The 20,826-nt window shown below is 42.5% G+C and carries 20 protein-coding genes; 13 read left to right on the forward strand and 7 right to left on the reverse strand.

Annotated features, from left to right (window positions below; translation table 11 throughout):
* Window positions 1-92: 92 nt before the first annotated feature.
* Genes hisF through hisB form a run of 3 tightly spaced genes read right to left on the reverse strand, consistent with a single transcriptional unit; the run spans window position 93 to window position 2,190 of the window.
* A complete protein-coding gene (gene hisF, locus B6N13_RS01810) occupies window positions 93-866 on the reverse strand; it encodes an imidazole glycerol phosphate synthase subunit HisF (protein WP_011978580.1) in 774 nt (257 codons plus the stop codon).
* Between the two features lie 55 nt (window positions 867-921).
* The gene (gene hisH / locus B6N13_RS01815) at window positions 922-1,584 is read right to left on the reverse strand and encodes an imidazole glycerol phosphate synthase subunit HisH (protein ID WP_169458267.1); all 663 of its coding nucleotides are present in this window, start codon (window positions 1,582-1,584) and stop codon (window positions 922-924) included.
* A gap of 12 nt (window positions 1,585-1,596) precedes the next feature.
* The gene (gene hisB, locus B6N13_RS01820; RefSeq protein WP_011978582.1) at window positions 1,597-2,190 is read right to left on the reverse strand and encodes an imidazoleglycerol-phosphate dehydratase HisB; all 594 of its coding nucleotides are present in this window, start codon (window positions 2,188-2,190) and stop codon (window positions 1,597-1,599) included.
* 296 nt (window positions 2,191-2,486) lie between these two features.
* On the opposite strand from hisB, the gene B6N13_RS01825 reads away from it, so the two are divergent.
* From B6N13_RS01825 to B6N13_RS01840, 4 genes are all read left to right on the forward strand, one after another.
* On the forward strand, window positions 2,487-4,724 hold the full coding sequence (locus B6N13_RS01825) for an AsmA family protein (RefSeq protein WP_169458268.1): 2,238 nt from the start codon (window positions 2,487-2,489) through the stop codon (window positions 4,722-4,724).
* Between the two features lie 47 nt (window positions 4,725-4,771).
* Window positions 4,772-5,824, forward strand: a complete 1,053-nt coding sequence (mutY, locus tag B6N13_RS01830; protein WP_169458269.1) for an A/G-specific adenine glycosylase — start codon at window positions 4,772-4,774, stop codon at window positions 5,822-5,824.
* Window positions 5,825-5,839: 15 nt separating this feature from the next.
* Complete coding sequence (chrA, locus tag B6N13_RS01835) at window positions 5,840-7,054, forward strand: chromate efflux transporter (protein ID WP_169458270.1); 1,215 nt, start codon at window positions 5,840-5,842, stop codon at window positions 7,052-7,054.
* 150 nt (window positions 7,055-7,204) lie between these two features.
* Complete coding sequence (locus B6N13_RS01840) at window positions 7,205-7,489, forward strand: oxidative damage protection protein (protein ID WP_011978586.1); 285 nt, start codon at window positions 7,205-7,207, stop codon at window positions 7,487-7,489.
* A 106-nt stretch (window positions 7,490-7,595) separates the two neighbouring features.
* On the opposite strand, the gene B6N13_RS01845 is transcribed toward B6N13_RS01840, so the two are convergent.
* A complete protein-coding gene (locus B6N13_RS01845) occupies window positions 7,596-8,018 on the reverse strand; it encodes a flagellar basal body-associated FliL family protein (protein WP_011978587.1) in 423 nt (140 codons plus the stop codon).
* A gap of 144 nt (window positions 8,019-8,162) precedes the next feature.
* Between B6N13_RS01845 and B6N13_RS01850 the strand changes: the two genes are divergently transcribed.
* From B6N13_RS01850 to trmB, 5 genes are all read left to right on the forward strand, one after another.
* Window positions 8,163-8,669, forward strand: coding sequence for a disulfide bond formation protein B (locus B6N13_RS01850; RefSeq protein ID WP_169458271.1), 507 nt, complete (start codon window positions 8,163-8,165; stop codon window positions 8,667-8,669).
* Between the two features lie 166 nt (window positions 8,670-8,835).
* Entirely contained in the window at window positions 8,836-9,306 is a 471-nt protein-coding gene (locus tag B6N13_RS01855; RefSeq protein WP_011978589.1) for an Rsd/AlgQ family anti-sigma factor, read from the forward strand.
* A complete protein-coding gene (locus B6N13_RS01860; RefSeq protein WP_169458272.1) occupies window positions 9,278-10,261 on the forward strand; it encodes a hypothetical protein in 984 nt (327 codons plus the stop codon). The genes B6N13_RS01855 and B6N13_RS01860 overlap by 29 nt, the downstream gene beginning before the upstream one ends.
* A 7-nt stretch (window positions 10,262-10,268) precedes the next feature.
* Window positions 10,269-10,748 (forward strand): DUF423 domain-containing protein, encoded by a 480-nt coding sequence (locus B6N13_RS01865; RefSeq protein ID WP_169458273.1) that lies wholly within the window; start codon window positions 10,269-10,271, stop codon window positions 10,746-10,748.
* Window positions 10,749-10,932: 184 nt separating this feature from the next.
* A complete protein-coding gene (gene trmB / locus B6N13_RS01870; protein WP_169458274.1) occupies window positions 10,933-11,646 on the forward strand; it encodes a tRNA (guanosine(46)-N7)-methyltransferase TrmB in 714 nt (237 codons plus the stop codon).
* A 95-nt stretch (window positions 11,647-11,741) separates the two neighbouring features.
* Here the strand turns inward: trmB and B6N13_RS01875 are convergent, their stop codons facing one another.
* Window positions 11,742-12,140: an H-NS histone family protein gene (locus B6N13_RS01875; RefSeq protein ID WP_011978593.1), complete on the reverse strand. Its 399-nt coding sequence runs from the start codon at window positions 12,138-12,140 to the stop codon at window positions 11,742-11,744.
* Between the two features lie 379 nt (window positions 12,141-12,519).
* On the opposite strand from B6N13_RS01875, the gene B6N13_RS01880 reads away from it, so the two are divergent.
* Entirely contained in the window at window positions 12,520-14,682 is a 2,163-nt protein-coding gene (locus B6N13_RS01880; protein WP_169458275.1) for a Tex family protein, read from the forward strand.
* 151 nt (window positions 14,683-14,833) lie between these two features.
* Here B6N13_RS01880 and B6N13_RS01885 read toward each other — a convergent pair whose 3' ends face one another.
* Window positions 14,834-15,427 (reverse strand): NAD(P)H-dependent oxidoreductase, encoded by a 594-nt coding sequence (locus B6N13_RS01885; protein WP_169458276.1) that lies wholly within the window; start codon window positions 15,425-15,427, stop codon window positions 14,834-14,836.
* Between the two features lie 169 nt (window positions 15,428-15,596).
* Between B6N13_RS01885 and B6N13_RS01890 the strand changes: the two genes are divergently transcribed.
* A complete protein-coding gene (locus tag B6N13_RS01890; protein ID WP_072838974.1) occupies window positions 15,597-16,517 on the forward strand; it encodes a LysR family transcriptional regulator in 921 nt (306 codons plus the stop codon).
* An 8-nt stretch (window positions 16,518-16,525) separates the two neighbouring features.
* Here the strand turns inward: B6N13_RS01890 and B6N13_RS01895 are convergent, their stop codons facing one another.
* Complete coding sequence (locus B6N13_RS01895; protein ID WP_169458277.1) at window positions 16,526-17,086, reverse strand: MSMEG_1061 family FMN-dependent PPOX-type flavoprotein; 561 nt, start codon at window positions 17,084-17,086, stop codon at window positions 16,526-16,528.
* Window positions 17,087-17,384: 298 nt separating this feature from the next.
* Between B6N13_RS01895 and glmU the strand changes: the two genes are divergently transcribed.
* Entirely contained in the window at window positions 17,385-18,746 is a 1,362-nt protein-coding gene (gene glmU, locus B6N13_RS01900; RefSeq protein WP_072838976.1) for a bifunctional UDP-N-acetylglucosamine diphosphorylase/glucosamine-1-phosphate N-acetyltransferase GlmU, read from the forward strand.
* Window positions 18,747-18,885: 139 nt separating this feature from the next.
* Window positions 18,886-20,712, forward strand: coding sequence for a glutamine--fructose-6-phosphate transaminase (isomerizing) (gene glmS / locus B6N13_RS01905; protein ID WP_100186643.1), 1,827 nt, complete (start codon window positions 18,886-18,888; stop codon window positions 20,710-20,712).
* Window positions 20,713-20,826: the final 114 nt, after the last annotated feature.

Consider the following 20,826-nt stretch of genomic DNA (forward strand, 5'->3'; position numbering starts at 1 on the left):
CCAAAAAACTTGACGCGCTAAAGCACGACCTACAAAAATCAAATCACTTGTAGATCGGCCTTTAGGCCGTCAATTTTTCCTAGAGGAATGGATTAAAGGCGCATCTCGATGCCAGCATCAGTCATGCGTTGCTTGGCTTCTTGGATGCTGTATTCGCCAAAGTGGAAAATGCTGGCTGCCAATACGGCATCCGCCTTGCCTTCAATGACACCATCGACCAGATGATCCAAATTACCAACACCACCAGAAGCAATAACAGGGACATGAACCGCTTCACTGATTGCTCGGGTGACGCCAAGATCAAAACCGTTTTTAGTACCATCACGGTCCATACTGGTTAGCAGGATTTCTCCTGCGCCGTATTCCACCATTTTCTTGGCCCATTCAACGGCGTCTAGTCCGGTTGGTTTGCGACCGCCATGGGTGAAAATTTCCCATTTGTCTGGTTCACCTTCCGCACTGACTTTTTTGGCATCAATGGCAACAACGATACATTGGGAACCAAAGCGTTGAGCGGCTTCACGAACAAATTCAGGGTTAAACACAGCTGCGGTGTTAATGCCGACTTTGTCTGCGCCCGCGTTCAACATGCGACGAATGTCTTCGCAGGTGCGAATGCCTCCGCCAACGGTTAGAGGAATAAACACTTGGCTGGCAATGGCTTCAACCATATGAACGGTAGTTTCGCGATCATCTGAGCTGGCGGTGATGTCTAGAAAAGTAATCTCATCAGCGCCTTGCTCGTTGTAACGTTTTGCCACTTCAACTGGATCCCCAGCGTCACGAATATCGACAAACTGAACGCCTTTTACAACGCGGCCGTTGTCCACATCAAGGCAAGGAATAATACGTTTTGCTAAGCCCATAAATGGCGCTCCTAAAATCTAAAGTACTGCTATCTATACAAACTTAAGGTTGCTGTTATGGCTTGCCATCCCAGTTAAGGAAGTTTTTATAAAGCTGAAGGCCATCTTTATGACTTTTTTCTGGGTGGAACTGCACGGCAAAAACATTATCGCGGGCAAGAGCAACACAGAACTCCAAACCATAGTCACAAGTACCAGCCACTTCGCTTTTGTTTTCTGGCACAACATAAAAACTGTGTACGAAATAAAAGCGCGCGTTGTCGGGAATATTCGCCCAAAGCGGATGGTTAATAGTATGTTTAACCTGATTCCAGCCCATGTGCGGCACTTTAAGTTTACTGCCATCATGATCTGTGTGCTTCTCACCAAAGAATAGGGCATTGCCTTGAAAGTGATTTAAGCAGTCTACGCCACCGTTCTCTTCACTGTGAGACATTAAAGATTGAATGCCGACACAAATCGCAAGAAAGGGTTTTTCAGCCATAGCTTTACGGATGCTAGGCACCAATCCCGCATTGTGCATTTCGCCGATACAGTCGCGAATAGCACCAACGCCAGGTAGCAATACGCGATCAGCTGCATCAATTACCGCAGGGTCGCTGGTAACAAGGATGGAAGTATTTTCATCAGCAACGTGTTCAAGGGCTTTGGCAACCGAGTGAAGGTTGCCCATGCCGTAATCGATCACCGCGACGGTGGATTTTTTCATGTCACTCATACAAAGAGAATCCTACAAAGAACCTTTGGTAGAAGGCATTTGTCCTGCCATGCGTTCGTCTGCTTCTAACGCCATGCGCAAGGCACGACCAAAAGCTTTAAAAATAGTTTCGGCTTGGTGGTGAGTATTCTTGCCACGTAGGTTATCCAAATGCAGAGTAACTTTGGCGTGGTTGATAAAGCCGTGGAAGAACTCAGAAAATAAATCCACATCAAAGCCGCCAACCGATGCGCGAGCAAACGGAACGTGCATTTCCAAACCAGGACGACCAGAAAAGTCGATCACTACACGAGACAAAGCCTCATCTAGTGGAACATAGGCGTGGCCGTAACGTTTGATGCCTTTTTTATCGCCAACGGCAATATCAAAGGCTTGCCCTAAGGTGATGCCCAAATCTTCAACTGTGTGGTGAGCGTCAATGTGAAGGTCGCCAACTGCGTGAATGTCCAAGTCAATCAGACCATGACGTGCTACTTGCTCAAGCATATGGTCAAGGAAAGGAACACCTGTGACGCAATTGAATTTACCGGTACCGTCTAAGTTAATCGACACCTTGATCTGAGTTTCAAGCGTATTACGCTCGACACTGGCAATGCGATCGGCCATTGATTGTTTTCTCCACAGTGGTGGTGACGAAGAGTCGTCACGTTTTTATATAAGAGCAGACATAAGTTCCCCATTATAGAACGTGGGCTCTTTAGCTTCTATGCTTTGTCTAGGTGTTTTTTGATGAGTTGTCTCTATTGCGTCGATAAACTCCTAATTCGAATGCTATGATATGACGATATTTTAGAATAGTAACCCCACCCTAGCTCTCCTCTTAAAAAAGGGGAAGTGAACTTTTGCTCCTTTCCTTGTTTAAGGGGGAGGTTCGGAGGGGGCAATTTATTAAGGAGTTTGTCATGGTTTGGATAAAGCGACTTTCACTATTTCTGGCTGGACTAGTAGCCATTCTTGCCATCTTATTGGCCTACATTATGCTGTTTGTAAATCCAAATGATTTCAAAGACGAGCTAAAAAGCGTTGCTTTGGAAAAAGCTAACGTTAACTTGCGCCTCGATGGGGACATCAGTTGGTCGTTTTTTCCTTGGTTGGGATTGGGCTTAGAAGATATTGGTGTTTCTATAGGCTCGGATCCTGAAATTTTACAATTTGATCGTGCCGAATTTGGCTTGGCGATTTTGCCTTTGCTAAAGCAAAAAATTCAGGTTGATAAAGTCAATTTGGTGAACCTAAAAGCCAGTTTGAATAAAAATGCTCAAGGCCAAGGTAATTGGCAACTAGACTTACCGGACAGTACGCCTGCAGCAAGCTCTTCTATTCCAGCTACCACAGCGAGTACTGCTTCCAGTACTTCTGCGAATGACACTGTCGAAAAACTCAAGCTGCCTGATATTCAGCTAGATGAGCTGCGTATTGAAAACGCGCAGGTTCAATACCGTGATGAACAAACTAAACAACTGATAAACGCGACTTTAAACGTGCAACTAAATGATGTGCAATGGGACAAGGCGTGGCCAATGGTGATGGACATCGCGGTGACTCAAAGTGATTTGCAAGGTAAATCGCCTGTCAAAGCGAAAGCGACATTGAATGCCAACCTTGCGGTATTTCCTGAGCGCGAAGCTTTATCGTTAGATTCTTTGGTGCTATCTGCCGATATAGAAAGTGAGTTGTTACCCACCAGTCCAATCAGTGCCAAGCTTAGTGCGGCAAATGTGGATGTGGATTTGCCTCAAGAAAATGTTTTGGCAGAAGGTTTAGCGTTAAGTGTGTTAGGTGTAAATGTTGATGCGAAAATTCAAGCGTATCAAGTATTGAGCGAACCTCAGTTTTCAGCTGTGTTAACAGTAGGGGAGTTTAATCCGCGCTATTTAATGACGCGTTTAAATTTACCTCTGCCTGAAATGTCTGATGACACCGCTATGACCAAAGCGCGAGCTAATGTCACATTAGAAGGCAGTTTAGATTCTATTACCGCGCAGCCAATTTCTATTACGATGGATGACACCAATATTGAAGCTAACGCCGTGGTGGATTTATCGCCTTTGCGTTGGGATGTCAGTGTTGCCGGGAAAAATCTAGATTTAGATCGCTATTTGCCAACGCCAGTAGAAAAAGGCAAAGACGGAAAAGTTGAAGCAATAACCGATGTAGATATTGCAGCTAAAACAGAATCAGGTGACCTGATACCAATAGATTTGATTCGTTCTTTAAATGGCCATGTTGGCGTGGTATTCGAAAACCTTACTGCCAAAAAACTAAAAATTGATAAAATTGAACTGGATTCCACTCAGTCTAATGGTCTGGTAAAAATCTCTCCACTACGAGCTTATCTATATAAAGGTAGTGTGTCTTCAAAAGCCAGTTTGGATGTAAGGGGTATCACCCCAGTGTTTAATATTTCACCGGCTATTGATGGTGTGCAAATTCAGCCTTTGCTTGTCGATTTTATGGACATGAATAAAATTGCCGGAGCCACTTACCTAAATGGTGAACTAAAAGCGAAAGGTAACAGTGTGGATGATCTTATGTCGTCGCTACAGGGTGACTTGTTAATAGACATTAAAAAGGGCGCACTGGTTGGCACAAACTTAACAAAAACAGTATGCGAAGGCATTGCAGCTGTCCGTAAAGAAAAAATTGACGAGCAACAGTTTGGCCCTGATACCCCATTTGAAACCATGCGATTTCCTGCTCATATTGTTAATGGCAGAGTATCGACTCCAGGTTTAAAAATAAGCTCTGCGGGTATTCAAGTGACGGGTGATGGTGTGGTGTCATTGCCAAATTCGTCTTTAGATTATCAAGCCAATGTGGGAATTGCGGGTAGCGAATTAGATAAAGCCTGTCACGTCAATGAGAAAGTGACTAAGTTAGCATTCCCTATAGTCTGTAAGGGGCAATTTAGTGATGATCCTGCTGGTTTATGTCGTCCTGATATAAAAGGCTTCGGGAAGTTATTTGCTGATTTAGCAGAAGATGAACTGAAACTTAAAGTGGATGCTGAAAAAGCGCGTCTAAAGGTTAAAGCTGAAGCTGAAAAAGCACGTTTGAAAGCTGAGCTGGAAGAAAAACGCAAAGCAGAAGAAGAAAGGCTTAAAGATAAACTGAAAGATAAATTAAAGAGTTTGTTCTAATAACTGACGGACTTAAGCACTGTTTAAAAATGTAACGTGAGAAATAAATGCAACCAGTTGAAAATTTTGCGCCTCGTGTTCTAGCGTGGTTTGATGAGCACGGGCGTAAAAGCTTGCCTTGGCAAGAGAATAAAACACCTTATCGTGTATGGATTTCTGAAATCATGTTGCAGCAAACGCAAGTGACAACCGTCATTCCCTATTACCTCAAATTTATGACATCTTTCCCAACTGTTGAGGCGTTAGCTGAGGCCGAGCAAGACGACGTATTAGCGCATTGGAGTGGGTTAGGTTATTACGCTCGGGCGCGCAATATGCACAAAGCGGCAAAAATGCTGGTGGATGAGTTCGACAGTGAGTTCCCACAGACAGTTGAAGGTGTTTGTGAATTACCGGGCATTGGTCGTTCTACTGCAGCGGCGATTTTATCTATTTCTCGCGGTGTTCAGGCGGCGATTTTAGATGGCAATGTAAAGCGCGTTTTGGCGCGCTTCCATGCAGTGCCAACTTGGCCCGGCGATAAAAAAACCGAAAATGCTATGTGGGAGTTAGCTGAGTGTTATATGCCGAACGAGCGTTGTGGCGATTACACGCAAGCTATGATGGATTTAGGCGCGACACTTTGTACTCGCTCTAAACCGCAATGTTTGCTTTGTCCGCTGCAGGATGACTGCCAAGCTCGTCTTACTCAAGATCCGACGCAATTCCCCATTCGTAAGCCGAAAAAATCGGCTAAGCCTGAGAAGAGTATTCAGTTGCTGGTGTTGATGAATCAACAAGGGCAATGGTTATTAGAGAAGCGTCCTTCTACTGGGATTTGGGGTGGACTATGGAGTTTGCCAGAACTTGCTTTCGATGAATCTGTGGTACTGCATATTGAGCAGCGATTTGCTACGCAAGTCGAAGCTGTAACACCTCTGTCACCTTTTAGACATACTTTTAGTCATTATCATTTGGATATTTCGCCAAGCCAAATTCAAATTGCCGACACAAAGTTGGTAATGGAAGGTGAGAAATACCAATGGTTCAGTCAACAAGATGCTATGGCGCAAGGGTTGCCTGCGCCAGTGAGAAGTATTTTGGAACAATTGAATAATTAGCTCGAGATCATTCATATGATGGTAGATAAAAACCTCTCATATTTTAAACGCGTAGTAGAGGTATTTGTCTCTTTCTTGTTGTTAGGTTTTACTAGTTTTGGCGGGCCTGCTGCTCACCTTGGTTACTTCAACCAAACCTTTATTAAACACAAACAATGGGCGAGTGAAACCCAGTATGCTCAATGGGTAGCGCTTAGTCAGATCGTACCGGGACCAGGCTCTAGTCAAGTTGGTTTTGCTCTGGGTTACCATCGAGCAGGTTTACTCGGTGCGGTCGCAGCCTTTGTAGCGTTCACCTTGCCGTCTTTTGTTGTCATGGTATTGCTCGCACAATTTGGTAATCACTGGCAAGGTAATATCTTTTTTGATGCTTCAGTTCATGCTTTAAAGCTTTTAGCGGTTGTCGTGGTCGCAGATGCTTGTATCAGCATGTGGCGGTCTTTTTGCCAGAGTAAAATGATGGCTGGGCTGGCGTTATTCAGTGCGGCGTTTATTATCTTGTCGCCTTCTGGATTTGCTAGTTTGACGGTTCTGCTTATTGCTGTGTTTTTTGGTATGTTAGCAAGGCCTTCTATTGTTCCAACTACTTCTGAGCCTTTGCCTAAAGTGCATTTTGCATGGTGTTTTTTTGTCATTGCTGTTGTGGGCTTTATTGTTAGTTTTTTTCTAGATGGCGGATTGAGCGGTTTGTTCGCAAACTTTTATCGAGCGGGAGCTTTGGTGTTTGGTGGCGGGCATGTGGTACTGCCAATGTTGTCGGCGTTTGTACTTACTCCAGAATCTTTTGTAGACCCTACGCTAGCTGTGATTGGAGAATCGAATTTGCTTTTAGGTTACGCCGCAGCCCAAGCGGTTCCGGGTCCTATGTTTACCATGGCGAGTTATTTAGGTGCCTCGGTGACTCCAAAAGGTGACAATATTTGGTTGTGGGCTGGTGTAACTACCTTAGCTGTATTTCTGTCTGGTCTATTGTTGATGCTAAGTGCGCAGGCTGCGTGGCAACGTTTGTCTCATTACGTTCTGTTTCGTTCAGCTGTGGCGAGCTTGAACGCAGCAGTGGTTGGGATTTTGTTAGCTGCCTTATATTATCCGATTGGTACATCGAGTTTGCTTAGCTGGATGGATTGCGTCATTGTGGTGTTGGGCTTTGTATGGTTAATCTATAAACGACCTTCCATTTTTATGTTGATTTTGGCGTTTATTGCGATTGGGTTAGCTCGGAGTTTTTGACCTCCTTCCAACCCTCATAGTCTCATCTTTGGCTGGGGGAGGAGCTAAGGCATTTTGTTCCGTCCCCTTATCTTTAAGGAGGATGGGGTTGAATTTTGTGGTACGAGCGCCATTATTCCCCCTATACATTGATAATGGCGAGAGATCCTTATGGCGAATACGGTTTTTTGTAAAAAGTTTCAGAAAGAGATGGAGGCGTTAGATCGCGCACCATTGCCCGGAGCGAAAGGCCAAGAGATTCTACAAAACGTTTCTAAGCAAGCTTGGCAAGAATGGCAACATCTACAGACGATGTTAATTAATGAAAAACAATTGAATTTGATGCAGTCTGAATCACGTAAATATGTGATGGAACAGATGGACAAGTTTTTTAATAATGAAGCAACGGATAAGCTGGCAGGATATGTGGATCCGGATGATATTAAAGAGCTCTAAATTCTAAGTAAGAGAAGAGTATTTAAAAATGCCCCTTGGTTAAGTATTTAACAAGGGGCATTTTTGTTGGCTCGATTCATTCCGCAATAAACGAGTATGAATTCGCTTATTGGGTGACAAAACTAGCGAATAAAATATCTTTTACCGGTTCTAATCCAGTCTCTTCTTTTAAAGCGCCATTTACTGCAATGGCGGCTTCTTCGCGTGTTTTTTCACGGGCGATTGCCCCAGTAACTTGCTCTGTGGTGCGAGAGCTAAGAAACATCACTAATGCGTCTCTGACTAAAGGCATGTTAGCTTCAATCAAGTCTTTTTTTGACTCGTCAGTACGAATACTAATACTGGTTTTTATATATTTGAGTCGGGCATCGTCGCCAAGATGATTGACGACAAAAGTGGGTTTCAGCTCTATATAAGCGGCAGCTGGAGCTGCATCGTCTGCGGCATAACTTGTGATACCTGTAAGGCCACATAGTAAGATTAGAGTAAATAGACGTAATTTACGGCATAAGGATATCATCAATGACATGTTAGGTTCTCGTATTCATTCCAATAGACAGTATACTAACTGCCATTAAAGCTTGCTGTCAGTAGTAATTTCGCACTTTACTGTTTTACTGTTGTCGTAAGTGACATTATTCAATTAAAAATGTCCGTTTAGGAATCTTTATCTATGTTCACGTTCTTAACTGCTCGTCGTTTTCATGGTTTAGTTGCATTCGCAGCTTTTGCGCTTTTAGCTGTAGCTTTTTATATGGAATATCAAATGGGGTTAGAGCCCTGTCCTTTATGTATGTTGCAGCGTATTGTGTTTTTCTGTGTCGGTGTGGTGTCCTTGATCTCTGCTTTAACTGCGAATGAAAAAGCGCGGAAAATATTTTCTTGGTTGGTGGTTGTTTTATCTTTTGCCGGCGCTGCTTTAGCAATCCGTCATTTATATTTGCAAAGCTTACCAATGGACGAATTGCCTGCTTGTTTGCCGGGATTAAGTTATATGTTCGAGGTCTTTCCATGGCAAGAAATTATGCAAGCTATGGTGATGGGAACTGGTGAATGTGGTGATGTGGTTTGGACATTTTTAGGCATTAGTATTCCTGGTTGGACATTGGTTGCTTTTATTGGCATGGCGATCATTAATATCGTTATCGCATTGCGAGCTAACAAAAAAATATCTGTATAAACGAGACATTTGTGCCTGTTTAAACAAAATTTTACAGGCACAGTAATTATATAAAGTTCTCTAAAAAGGTTACAAATCCCTCAAGTTATCGTCTTGCAGGGGGTAACATATCGGAATATGCTTGAGACAAAGATTAATAATAATTAACGCCTAATGGAGTCTGCATATGTTAGAAGGTTGTAAAACAGCCCAAGAGCGATGGGGCGGAGTGCACGTCATTATCGATCGTTGGTTAGAGCAGCGTCGACAACTGCTTGAAATGGGGATTTATTTGCGTGAGCGCGGTGAACTTACGCCGATGGATACACCTAAGATTCAATTGTTTTGTGAGCAGCTGGTGGATTATGTTTCTGCGGGCCACTTTACAGTCTATGAACAGTTAGCCTTAGAGGCGAAAGAGTTTCATGATGATGGTGCGGTTATTTTATTGCGCGAATTATTGCCTCTTATTGATAGCACAACGGAAGTAGCTATTGAATTTAACGACAAATATGACACTAAAGAGCATTGTAACGCTCAGCTTGAGGCCTTGCCTTTTTCCTTGCAGGCTTTGGCTATTGTAATGGCAGAACGATTCCAGTATGAAGATCAGTTGATTAAGGAATTACATGAAGCGCACAGTGAAAAAAGCGTTTGAGCTTGGTTTAATTGCTTTCTGTTCTGCAGCTTTATTATCTTGCTCAGCAGAAGCACCAGTTCGAACTGCTCAATATGCTGTGCAGGGTTTGTTTTCTGCCGTTCTGAGTGATGACGGCACCACTGCTTTAGTTGGTTCTATTCAGCATGGTGGTAGTTTTTGGGTGAATGCCGTCAATGAACGTCGTTTTAACTGGAATCATGCTAAAGGTGAGTATTCATCATTGCTTGGTGTCGATATTGACCCAAGCGGACAGTTTGCAGCAACTGGCGGCGCTCGCTCGTTAGTTCTATGGAATACCACAACAGGTAAATCTGATGCCTTCTGGGCGACTCCAGGTGACATTCAATCTCTAAAGCTTACCCAGAACGGTGATTATGCTCTAGTTGGTCTAAATGACCAGACTGCTCGTTTTTTTGATATTAAGCGTGGCGGTATTAAGCAAACGTTACGAACAGGTTCAACCGTTCGTGCTGTCGATGTGACGCCAGATGGAATGCTGGGTGTTACAGGTGATGATTCTTCTAATGTCATCTTGTGGGATATGCAAACGGGTGAAAAGAAATATCAATGGCCCCTAAGTAATGACATTGCTAGTGTAGCTTTATCCGCTGATGGTAAATATGCGTTTGGTGCAGCTCAACTAGGAAATGCAAAAATTTGGTCTACTAGAACAGGCAAAGAGCTTACCAATATCGACACCGGAGCTCTTAAGTACCGCAACGTCACCATTAGTCAGGCGGTTTTTTCAAAAGATGACAGATCCATTCTTATTGGTGAAGTGAATAGTCGAGTATCTTTGGTTCAAGTCAGTACTGGTGTCGTTCAAAAGGAGTGGGAGATTTTTACTCCCAAGAGTAGACCGAGTGGCGCTAGTGTTTTAGCTCTGGCGTTTGGTTCAGGTAATCGTTATTACGCTATTGGTAGTAATGGTTATTTAAACGTATTGGAATAATCAATTTATGTCTTATCACGACGTTGAGTCGCATTCATCTCTTTCAAAGCAAGAGCATGTACTGAAAGGGCCGGCCAAACAAGGCTATGTAAAAGAAGCATCAGCAAGGTTGCCTTTGAAATGGGGCGCAGTTTTTGCAGCTCAAGCTTTTATATCCGTTGCTGCAGGTGCATTTGGTGCACATGCTTTGACCAGTATACTTGAGCTGAAAGCACTAGGCTGGTGGCACACTGCAAGCCAATACCTTATGTATCATGCTTTAGCTGGATTGGTCGTAGTTACCTTATCTACTTATTTATCTTCTACTAAAAACATACTACTGCTTCTTTGTATTGGTAATATTTTATTTGCCGGTAGTCTATATGTCATGGCTTTAACAGGTTACACATTGTTAGGAGTCGTGACGCCTCTCGGTGGTTTATGCTACCTCATTGCTTGGGGGCTTTTAGTGCTGAATTTTTGGCGTTCAAGTCATCAAAAAACCTAGGCAATACGACTTTAGGTTTTAATAAACGAACCGACAAAAGCAGGACATCAAAGGTTTTTTCCGGTAGGATAGCGCCCCGCTAGTCTTACCTAAAAGACATGATTGATTAATGATTGACCTAAATCGAACGAATTAGGTTGGTGTAGGCTCATCAAAATAGAACACACTTAAGCGATATTTAACCATGCAAGAGCAAGAAACAAATACTCAAGAACCTATCAAGAAACGTACCATTCGTAGCTTTGTTGTACGTGGTGGTCGCATGACTGAAGGTCAACAAAAGAACTACGATGCGAACTGGGCCGTGTACGGTTTAGATCTTGCTGATGGGCGAATTGATTACGCAACCGTATTTGGTCGTGAATCAGATGTGGTGCTTGAAGTAGGTTTTGGTATGGGAGCCTCGCTTGTCGAGATGGCAAAAAATGCCCCAGAGAAAGATTTTATCGGTATTGAAGTTCATCCACCGGGTGTTGCTAAACTGATGATGTTGGCAAAAGAGGAAGACATTACCAATTTACGTGTTTATTGTGATGATGCGATTGAAGTTATGGCGAACTGTTTACCACAGAAAACAGCCAGTGCATTCCAGTTGTTTTTTCCAGACCCTTGGCACAAAAAGAAACACAATAAGCGTCGTATCGTTCAGCCTTTGTTTGCTCAGCAAGTGGCGAATGTATTAAAAGAAGGTGGACACTTTCACATGGCAACAGATTGGCAGCCTTATGCCGAGCATATGATGGAAGTAATGGAAGTCCAAGAGGGCTATCAGAATGCGGCTGGTAAAGGCTTGTATCACCCTCGCCCTGAATGGCGTCCATTGACTAAATTTGAGCAGCGTGGCGAGCGTTTAGGTCACGGTGTTTGGGATTTGATTTATACCAAACAAACTAGCTAAGCGCTCTTATTTTTAGACCAAAAATAGATTTAGCCAATAAAAAAGCGACTCAATGAGTCGCTTTTTTATTGTTCAAATAAAGCTAGAATCAAAAATTATTTGATTTCTACACTTTCACGGCTGTTGCCAGCATCAAAGTATTCTTGGAATACTTTTGGTGTGCGGCCACGGCCAGTCCATTCGTGAGTCTCACCAGCTACTGTTAAGCGGTATTTAGGTTCAACAGTTTTGCCTTTTGTCGCGCCAGCTTTTGGAGTAGTTAGTAATGCTACTTCTTCCATTGTTAAGCCGCTTTTAGCGATTAGGTTTGCAATTTCTTCAGCGCGAGCAGATTTTAGTGCTTGCTCTGCGTCACGAGCTGCTTCTTCTTCTTTTGCTTTTTCAAGCGCATTGTTGAAGCCTGCGATTAGGTTTTCAAGTTGAGCAACGCTTAGCTCTTTTGCTGCTGCACGTGCTTTTGCTTTATTGCCTGCTAATTCTAGTAATAAACTCATTGGTGTCCCCTATTTATCTGTTAAGAACTGGTTGTCTCTGAATAACTAGTTGGTCCTGCACTGAAAAAATAGATCCGTCTTTTATGCTCAGTGGTATGTGTTAAAATTAATAAATTTGAAAATTCCATAAGATTGGAAAAAATAAAACGCTTTCTTAGGTTGATAGTGAATCTAAACCAGATGAAAAAAGTGTTTTATCTTATGCTACAAATTCAATAATAATTCATACCGTAAAAAAACATTGAATTGATATCAGTACATTGTGATGTAATTTTATACTATTTCAAGTTTGTGTGTGGATTTTAATAAAAAACAACCTAACATGCTAATAAAATAACGTGTTTAATCTGTTAGAAAAGTGTAAACAATAGGGTAATAAATGAATTCCATATCAGATAACCTAAGCCTAGAGTTTTCTATATTAAAAAAATACAGCGATAATATTATTCAATTATTTGAAGAAGGTGCAACCGTTCCATTCATTGCTCGTTATAGGAAAGAAAATACCGGCGGCATGAGTGATCAGGATTTGCGCTCTTTTTACGATAGATGGCAGTATTTAGTTGAATTAAAAAAGCGTAAAGAAAGCATTCTTGCGTTATTAGCTGACGATTCAAATGTTTCCGATGCCATAAGAAAAAAAATACAAAATGCCATCTCTAAAAATGAATTGGAGGATTTGTATTCGCCATTTAAGAAAACCCGTAAGACAAAAGCAGATGAGGCAAGGGAGCAAGGGCTTCAGTCTTTAGCGGAATTAGTATGGTCAGGCGAGCGTTCTGACACCTTGTCTGCAATTGATGCCTGGTGTAAGCAAAATAATATTGTAATGTCGGCAGAGTCTGCTTTAGAGGGTGTAACTGAAATATTGAATGAAGCTATTGCCAATGACAGTGATGTTCTAAAAAAAGGTCGTGCAGTATTGCTCAAAGATGGCCTTTTAACCAGTAGGGTGCTGCGAGGTAAAAAGGAGCAAGGCGAGAAGTTCCGTGATTACTTTGATTACCAAGAAGCGATAAATAAAGTGCCTCCTCATCGTTTACTTGCTCTCTTTCGAGGAAAAAAAGAGTCGATATTAAAACTGAGTGTTTCTTTGAAGAATGAAGAAAATTATCCTGACGTATTAATCTTTCCTCATCTTAATCAACTGCTTGATACAAATTTGCCTGAATCTTATCGAGTAACGTCTTTGCAGCGTAAGTATTTAAATCTTGCTTGGGAAAATAAACTTCTGCCTAAATTAGAAACCGATGTTCTTTCTCAATTGAAAGATCGAGCTGAAGAAGGTGCTATTCAGGTTTTTGCAGATAATTTACAAGATTTATTAATGGCTGCACCTGCAGGAGCGCATCGAGTATTAGGTGTTGATCCTGGTTTTCGCAATGGTGTTAAATTGGCGGTTATCGACGAGCAAGGTTCTTTACTTGATCATGGTGTTATTTACCCTCATGGACCTCAGAATCGTACGCAAGAAGCCAGCACAATGCTTTCTCAGTTGATCCGCAAACATAATATTGGTTGGGTGGCGATTGGTAACGGCACTGCTTCACGAGAGACTGAAGTACTAGTTAAAGCGCTTATTAGCGAATCGAATCTAGATTGTCGCGCTGTGGTGGTTAGTGAGGCTGGAGCTTCTGTCTATTCTGCTTCACCAATAGCAATACAAGAATTTCCTGATTTAGATGTCACAATACGAGGAGCGGTATCTATTGCTCGTCGTTTTCAAGATCCGCTAGCTGAATTGGTGAAAATTGATCCTCAGGCTATTGGGGTTGGTCAATATCAGCATGACGTCAAAGTCGCCCTATTGTCCAAGTCGCTTGCAAATGTAGTAGAGGATTGCGTTAACCGCGTTGGTGTAGATATTAACCTCGCTTCGGTTTCTTTGCTGTCCTACGTTTCAGGTTTAACCAATCGCTTAGCGCAAAATATCGTAGACTATCGTCAGCAGAAAGGCCGCATCGAATCGAGAAGCGAGCTGTTAAAGATAAAAGGCATCGGAGATAAATGCTTCGAGCAATGTGCTGGCTTTTTAAGAATACTAAATGGCAAAGAAGCATTAGATCAGTCTGGTGTGCATCCTGAGTCCTACCCATTAGTTCAAAAAATGGCCGCGCAATTAAAGCTAAAAGCAAATGACTTGCTTAATAATAGTAGTGCTTTACAGCAGCTAAAGCAGTTCGCCCCAAGCTTTGCCCAAGCAGGCGATTTTACTTATACGGATATTCTTAACGAGCTTGCTAAGCCAGGTCGAGATCCACGTCCAGAGTTTCGTTATGCGTCTTTTGATCATAGTGTTCAAAAGCTTGAAGATGTGCAAGAAGGCATGACGTTAGAAGGCGTTGTGACTAATGTGGCGGCATTTGGTGCTTTTGTAGATTTGGGTGTGCATCAAGACGGATTGATCCATATCTCGCAATTGGCAGATCGATTTGTTAAAGACCCAAGGGATTTAGTGCGAGTGGGGCAAGTGGTCAATGTTACAGTGTTAGAAGTTGACGTACAGCGTAAGCGCATTGCCCTGAAAGCTAATGGGCTTTGATGCAATTCAATTGTTTGTTAGGGGATCCCGACAAGGCTGTTGATATTTATGTTAGTCAGATAATTTCCACAAAAAAACCGATTAGAAGACTCTAATCGGTTTTTTTTGGAGTAACCAATAACATTAACTTAAAAGGGATTAAAAATTAATGTTAAACAGCTACTGCAATTTGTGATTTGGCTTGGTTGAAAGCTTCTTCACCTGGTGCGCCCATCGCTTGACCGCCAGCGATGAAAGTCTCTTTTATATTTAGACCAATGAAACCTAGGAATGTTTGGATATGTGGCACTTGGTGATCAACTGGAGCGCCAGCTAGGAAGCTACCACTTGCAGCAAAGATGTAAGCATCTTTGTTTACAAGGCCAACAGGTCCAGTTTCAGTGTATTTAAACGTACGGCCAGCACGAGCAATATAGTCAAAGTAAGACTTCAGCGTAGAAGGAATGCCGAAGTTGTACATAGGAGCTGAAACGATCACTACGTCAGCAGCTTCTAGTTCAGTAATCAGTTCATCACCAATCGCAACAATAGCTTGTTGTTCAGCAGAACGGTTTTCTTCTGGAGTAAACAGTGCGCCTAATGTTTCGCCTGTGAAGTGAGGTAGTGGGTTCGCAGTTACATCGCGAGCAACGACTTTACCTTCTGGGTTTTTTGCCAACCATTTTTCAACAAACTCGTTTGCTAGTTGACGTGATTTAGAGTTTTCGCCAGAAGCGCTAGAGTCGATACGTAGTAAAGTAGCCATTGTAATAATTTCTCCTCGGTAATCTTAAGTGAGCCAAGATGGCTCGTCACTTGATAATGACGGATATTTTATAACCTAGTTATTCGATTAAAAAGCGACATTTTTTGGAGATATTGATCGAAAAATACGATACATTAATTATCCATGTATTTTATATAAGAGAATTATCTTGAAAGCCCCGAGAGTAACGTTAGAGCAATGGCGCGTTTTGCAATCTGTTGTGGACAAAGGTGGTTTTGCCCAAGCCGCAGAAGCACTCCATAAAAGCCAATCTTCAGTTAGCTACACAGTCGCAAAGCTTCAAGAGCAGCTAGGCTATCCGTTGCTGATTATCGAAGGGCGAAAAGCCAAACTTACTGAGCGCGGTGAAGTCTTGTTACGTCGTTCACGGCATTTATTAAAAGAGGCAGTAGATCTAGAAGAGTTAGCTCACACACTTGGCCAAGGCTGGGAGCCTGAATTAGAATTAGTGGTCGATCAGGCCTTTCCAACGCCCGCTTTACTGCGTGCCTTGCAAGCTTTTGAGCCACAAAGCCAAGGAACGCAAGTGCAATTAAAAGAAGCCGTATTAAGCGGAGGAGAAGAAGCACTACGAAAAGGCAGTCCAGACTTAGTGCTTAGCGCTATTGTTCCAAAAGGTTATTTGGCCGATCCCATTGTCGAAGTGGAAATGATCGCGGTAGCGGCTACGAGTCACCCTTTGCATCAAGAAGCAGACCCTATTAATAACGAGCGCTTGAGTCGAGAATTACAAATTGTTATTCGTGATTCAGCATCCGAGACCTCTATCGATGCGGGTTGGTTGGGCACAGACAGACGATGGACGGTATCGAGTGTGCAATCCGCTTTAGAAATTGTGACTAGCGGTATAGGCTTCGCGTGGCTACCAAAGGCAGATTTAGAATACGCCTTGCAAAGCGGAAAACTTAAAAAATTGAAATTGATTTCTGGTAGTGAACGAAGTTTCCACATGTTTGCCATCTTTGGAAAAGGTGAACGAACAGGCCCAGCTACGAGGCTTCTAGTAGAACTCCTTCAAGCGGAGTGCAATGCTTGTCCAAGACGCTCCGCCATTCCGCCATTACCTTAGACCAAGCATCAACTTGATGCTTGGGTTTGATCTTGAATGATGTTCAAAAGTGAAGGCAGAAATGAACGTTCCACTTTATTCGTTTCGCTCCAAAGCTTTGCAACGGCAATGGCTTTGGGGCAATGAAAAAGTAATTTATGTACGCTTATTTTAACCACCAGTTTTGGTGGCTTATTATTTTCAACAAATAAATCTAGTGTTTCGTTGTCTGTGTGTAGGCTAGCAGTGCCTTTTATACGCACAACTTCTCCGATACCAGGAATCATAAAAAGTAGACCAACTTTTGGTCTTTCTACGATGTTTCTCAAACTATCTAAGCGATTGTTACCAGCCGTGTCTGCGAATGCTACGGTCTTTGAATTCAGCACTTTAACAAACCCCACATCACCGCCACGAGGTGAAACATCTGCGAATCCATTCTTATCCGATGTTGACATGATAATAAAAGGACAGTTCTCTATGAAGGTGATTGAGTGTTGTTCTAGTTCATCAATCTCTTTTTTTAATGCTAAAGGATGCGCCTCGTTATAAAGCTCATCAAGTTGCTTCGGTTCGCTGATTTGACTCATGCTAATCCTTTACTTTGGTGATGTGTAAACCATTTGATAATGGTTTTTATTAATATTAAGGCGATATTTTATACTGGTAATGCCGTAATGTAACGCATCAACATCATATTGATTATTTCCTGACAATCTTTGTTTTTGCTTTGCCTAGAAGCGTTTAAAATCATCGATTTATGATTTTTTATAAAAATTGTCATTTTTTTTGTGACAATTTGGGTTGTGACGGTTTAGGCAAAAAGGTCTAATAGCTTTTATCAGTAATATTCATTATTTATTTAAAGACGCCAATTCAAGGATGCTCATGACTCAGGACATCGTAATTCTTGCTGCCGGAAAGGGCAGCCGAATGAAATCAGCCTTTTCCAAGGTATTGCACAAAGTTGGCGGTATCGCCATGGTAAAACGAGTACTAACCACAGCAAGTACATTACCTGAATCAAAATTACATCTCGTTGTTGGCCACCAAGGTGAACAAGTCGAAGCAAATTGTCAGGACTTTTCAGCCAATATTGTTTGGCAAAATGATCCGCAAGGAACTGGTGATGCATTGCGTCGCGTTGCGCCTTTTCTTCAGGCTGATGGTGCGACATTAACTCTTTATGGTGATGTTCCGCTGATTCGTGCCAGTACATTAGAAAAAATGACTGCTCTGTCTAATTCCAATACCTTAGTTTTATTGACGATTTCTCTTGATAATCCAACTGGATACGGTCGGATTGTTCGCAACGAACAAGGCAAAGTGACAGCGATTGTTGAGCAAAAAGACGCTGCTGAAGACCAGCTTGCTATTAAAGAAGTGAACACCGGCATTTTGCTAGCGCCGAATAATCATCTACAAGGCTGGCTTGCAGCCTTAACGAATAATAACGCCCAAGGCGAATATTATTTGACCGATGTGATTGCTATGGCGGCACGTGATGGTGTGGATATTGTCACAGTGAACCCAGAAAACGAGGCCGAAGTGGCAGGCGTCAATGATCGAGTTCAGCTTGCCGCATTAGAGCGTGAGTTACAAAACCAGCAAGCCGTTAGCCTTATGCAAAATGGCGCGACCTTGCTTGACCCATCTCGCATTGATATTCGTGGAGAATTGACTACCGGTCATGATGTCATTATCGACGTGAACTGTATTTTTGAAGGTAAAGTAGTGTTGGGTACTGGTGTTGAAGTTGGGCCAAATTGCCATCTTAAAAACTGCACCATTGGTGACAATACTATTATTAAAAGCAACACGCTAATTGAAGAAAGCCAAGTTGGCGAAAATTGCGACATCGGTCCTTTTGCTCGATTACGTCCGGGCACACAGCTTGCTAATAAAGCCAAGATTGGCAACTTTGTTGAAACCAAGAAAGCCATTATTGGTGAAGGCAGCAAGGTTAATCATTTAAGCTACATTGGCGATACAGAAATGGGTGCAAACGTGAACGTTGGCGCAGGCACCATTACCTGCAACTACGATGGTGTAAATAAACATCTGACACAAGTGGCCGATAACGTCTTTATCGGTTCAAACACATCGTTAGTCGCACCAGTGCAAGTGGCAGAAGGTGCAATGATCGCTGCGGGTTCGACCATCACTAAACAAGTGGGCGTGAATCAATTGGCTTTCGCCAGAGCGCGACAAACCAACAAAGACAATTGGCCTCGTCCAATCAAAAAGTAACGCTTTAGCTTTTAATCTATTAAACAGAATTTTACATATTAAGCAGGAGAAGCGGCGAGTCATTAACTCGCTGTTTATCTCATCATATTTATTATTGTGCTGAGCTGAGCCTCGGCACAAACACGAAAAGGATTCTCTCATGTGTGGAATAGTTGGCGCCATTGCGCGTCGTAACGTATCAAAAATTTTAATTGAAGGTCTTAGCCGTCTTGAATACCGTGGTTATGATTCTTCCGGTATTGCGATTAACAACGAAGAAGGTGTGTTTTCACACCGTGCCGTTGGCAAAGTTCAGGCATTAAAAGACAAATTCGAAGCAGAGCCACTAGATGGCAAAATGGGCATTGCTCACACACGTTGGGCCACTCATGGCAAGCCAACGGAAGCTAATGCACATCCACACTTTTCAGGTAATGATCTTGCTCTGGTTCATAATGGCATCATTGAAAATCACGAACCATTACGTCGCGAATTAAAAGCCAAAGGTTATGAATTCAAATCCGAAACAGATACCGAAGTTATCGTTCACCTTATTCATGATGCGTTAAAAACACAGCCAGATTTGCTGAAAGCTGTGCAAACGACGTTAACGAAATTACATGGCGCTTTTGCTATCGGAGTGGTGCAAAAAGACGATAACGATCGCTTTATTGCCGCACGTAAAGGCAGCCCGCTTGTAGTTGGGGTTGGTATTGAAGAAAACTTTGTCGCGTCAGATCAACTTGCATTATTGCATGTTACTGACCAGTTCATCTTTTTAGAAGAAGGCGACGTGGTTGAAGTAAGTCGTGATAACGTGTCTATCTATGATGCAAAAGGCGAGTTGCAAGACCGTCCAATTAGCGTGTTTAACCACAACATCGACGCGACAGACAAAGGTGAATTTCGTCATTACATGATGAAAGAAATCTACGAGCAACCTAAAGTGATCAGTGCTTGTCTAGAAGGTCGTATTAGTGAAACCAAGGTTCTTACTAGCTGCTTTGGTGCAGATTCTGCTTTCTTAAAAGAAGTGGAAAATGTACATATCGTTGCTTGTGGTACCAGTTATCATGCAGGCATGGTGGCAAAATACTGGATTGAAGATTTAGCTGGTTTGCCATGCAGTGTTGAAGTGGCAAGCGAATATCGATATCGCAAAGTGGCTGTGCCGAAGAAAACCTTGTTTTTGACCTTGTCACAGTCTGGCGAAACAGCGGATACACTAGCTGCGTTGCGTATGGCAAAAGAGCTGGGTTATTTAACGACTCTAGCTATCTGTAACGTCCCATCTAGTACGCTGGTACGTGAGTCAGCGCTTACTCTTCTTACCAATGCTGGCCCAGAAATCGGCGTAGCATCCACTAAAGCTTTTACCACTCAGCTGACTGCACTATTGATTACCAGTGTTGCTATTGCTGTAGAAAATGGTCTGTCAGCAGAAAGAGAAAAAGAGCTTGTTCAAGCTATGCGTTCATTACCTGCTTACGTGAATGCTGCTCTTTTAGAAGATGCTCACATTAAGACTGTTGCGGATCGTTTTGCTAATAAAACCAATGCGCTATTTTTGGGACGTGGCACCATGTTCCCAATCGCGCTAGAAGGCTCATTGAAACTAAAAGAAATTTCTTACATTCATGCGGAAGCCTACCCAGCAGGTGAGCTAAAACACGGTCCATTGGCTTTGGTTGATGAGAATATGCCAATCATTGCACTGGTTCCACATAACGACATGTTGGATAAGCTTAAGTCTAATCTACAAGAAGTGGCGGCTCGCGGTGGCGAATTGTATGTTTTTGCCGACAAGGACACAGACCTGCATAACGAAGAAAATATCATCTTCACCGAAGTACCAAAAGTAGACAGCATTCTAGAGCCAATTGTTCATACAATTCCGCTGCAGTTATTGTCTTACCACGTTGCAGTCGTAAAAGGCACCGACGTAGATCAGCCTCGTAACCTAGCTAAATCGGTTACTGTGGAATAATTGATGATCTGAAATAAAAAAAACCTGTTGTTATTCAATAGTTAAGTATTCACAATCAATGTTAAGTATACTAAAACAAAATTAAGTACCTTAATACAGAGTATTGTATCCTAT

The sequence above is a fragment of the Marinomonas sp. UCMA 3892 genome (assembly GCF_012726345.1).
Classification (GTDB): domain Bacteria; phylum Pseudomonadota; class Gammaproteobacteria; order Pseudomonadales; family Marinomonadaceae; genus Marinomonas.

Excerpts from the sequence above, each read along its gene's own strand:
- hisF (WP_011978580.1), bottom strand. The coding sequence starts at position 866 with ATGGGCTTAGCAAAACGTATTATTCCTTGCCTTGATGTGGACAACGGC.
- hisH (WP_169458267.1), bottom strand. The coding sequence starts at position 1,584 with ATGAGTGACATGAAAAAATCCACCGTCGCGGTGATCGATTACGGCATG.
- hisB (WP_011978582.1), bottom strand. The coding sequence starts at position 2,190 with ATGGCCGATCGCATTGCCAGTGTCGAGCGTAATACGCTTGAAACTCAG.
- B6N13_RS01825 (WP_169458268.1), top strand. The coding sequence starts at position 2,487 with ATGGTTTGGATAAAGCGACTTTCACTATTTCTGGCTGGACTAGTAGCC.
- mutY (WP_169458269.1), top strand. The coding sequence starts at position 4,772 with ATGCAACCAGTTGAAAATTTTGCGCCTCGTGTTCTAGCGTGGTTTGAT.
- chrA (WP_169458270.1), top strand. The coding sequence starts at position 5,840 with ATGATGGTAGATAAAAACCTCTCATATTTTAAACGCGTAGTAGAGGTA.
- B6N13_RS01840 (WP_011978586.1), top strand. The coding sequence starts at position 7,205 with ATGGCGAATACGGTTTTTTGTAAAAAGTTTCAGAAAGAGATGGAGGCG.
- B6N13_RS01845 (WP_011978587.1), bottom strand. The coding sequence starts at position 8,018 with ATGTCATTGATGATATCCTTATGCCGTAAATTACGTCTATTTACTCTA.
- B6N13_RS01850 (WP_169458271.1), top strand. The coding sequence starts at position 8,163 with ATGTTCACGTTCTTAACTGCTCGTCGTTTTCATGGTTTAGTTGCATTC.
- B6N13_RS01855 (WP_011978589.1), top strand. The coding sequence starts at position 8,836 with ATGTTAGAAGGTTGTAAAACAGCCCAAGAGCGATGGGGCGGAGTGCAC.
- B6N13_RS01860 (WP_169458272.1), top strand. The coding sequence starts at position 9,278 with ATGAAGCGCACAGTGAAAAAAGCGTTTGAGCTTGGTTTAATTGCTTTC.
- B6N13_RS01865 (WP_169458273.1), top strand. The coding sequence starts at position 10,269 with ATGTCTTATCACGACGTTGAGTCGCATTCATCTCTTTCAAAGCAAGAG.
- trmB (WP_169458274.1), top strand. The coding sequence starts at position 10,933 with ATGCAAGAGCAAGAAACAAATACTCAAGAACCTATCAAGAAACGTACC.
- B6N13_RS01875 (WP_011978593.1), bottom strand. The coding sequence starts at position 12,140 with ATGAGTTTATTACTAGAATTAGCAGGCAATAAAGCAAAAGCACGTGCA.
- B6N13_RS01880 (WP_169458275.1), top strand. The coding sequence starts at position 12,520 with ATGAATTCCATATCAGATAACCTAAGCCTAGAGTTTTCTATATTAAAA.
- B6N13_RS01885 (WP_169458276.1), bottom strand. The coding sequence starts at position 15,427 with ATGGCTACTTTACTACGTATCGACTCTAGCGCTTCTGGCGAAAACTCT.
- B6N13_RS01895 (WP_169458277.1), bottom strand. The coding sequence starts at position 17,086 with ATGAGTCAAATCAGCGAACCGAAGCAACTTGATGAGCTTTATAACGAG.
- glmU (WP_072838976.1), top strand. The coding sequence starts at position 17,385 with ATGACTCAGGACATCGTAATTCTTGCTGCCGGAAAGGGCAGCCGAATG.
- glmS (WP_100186643.1), top strand. The coding sequence starts at position 18,886 with ATGTGTGGAATAGTTGGCGCCATTGCGCGTCGTAACGTATCAAAAATT.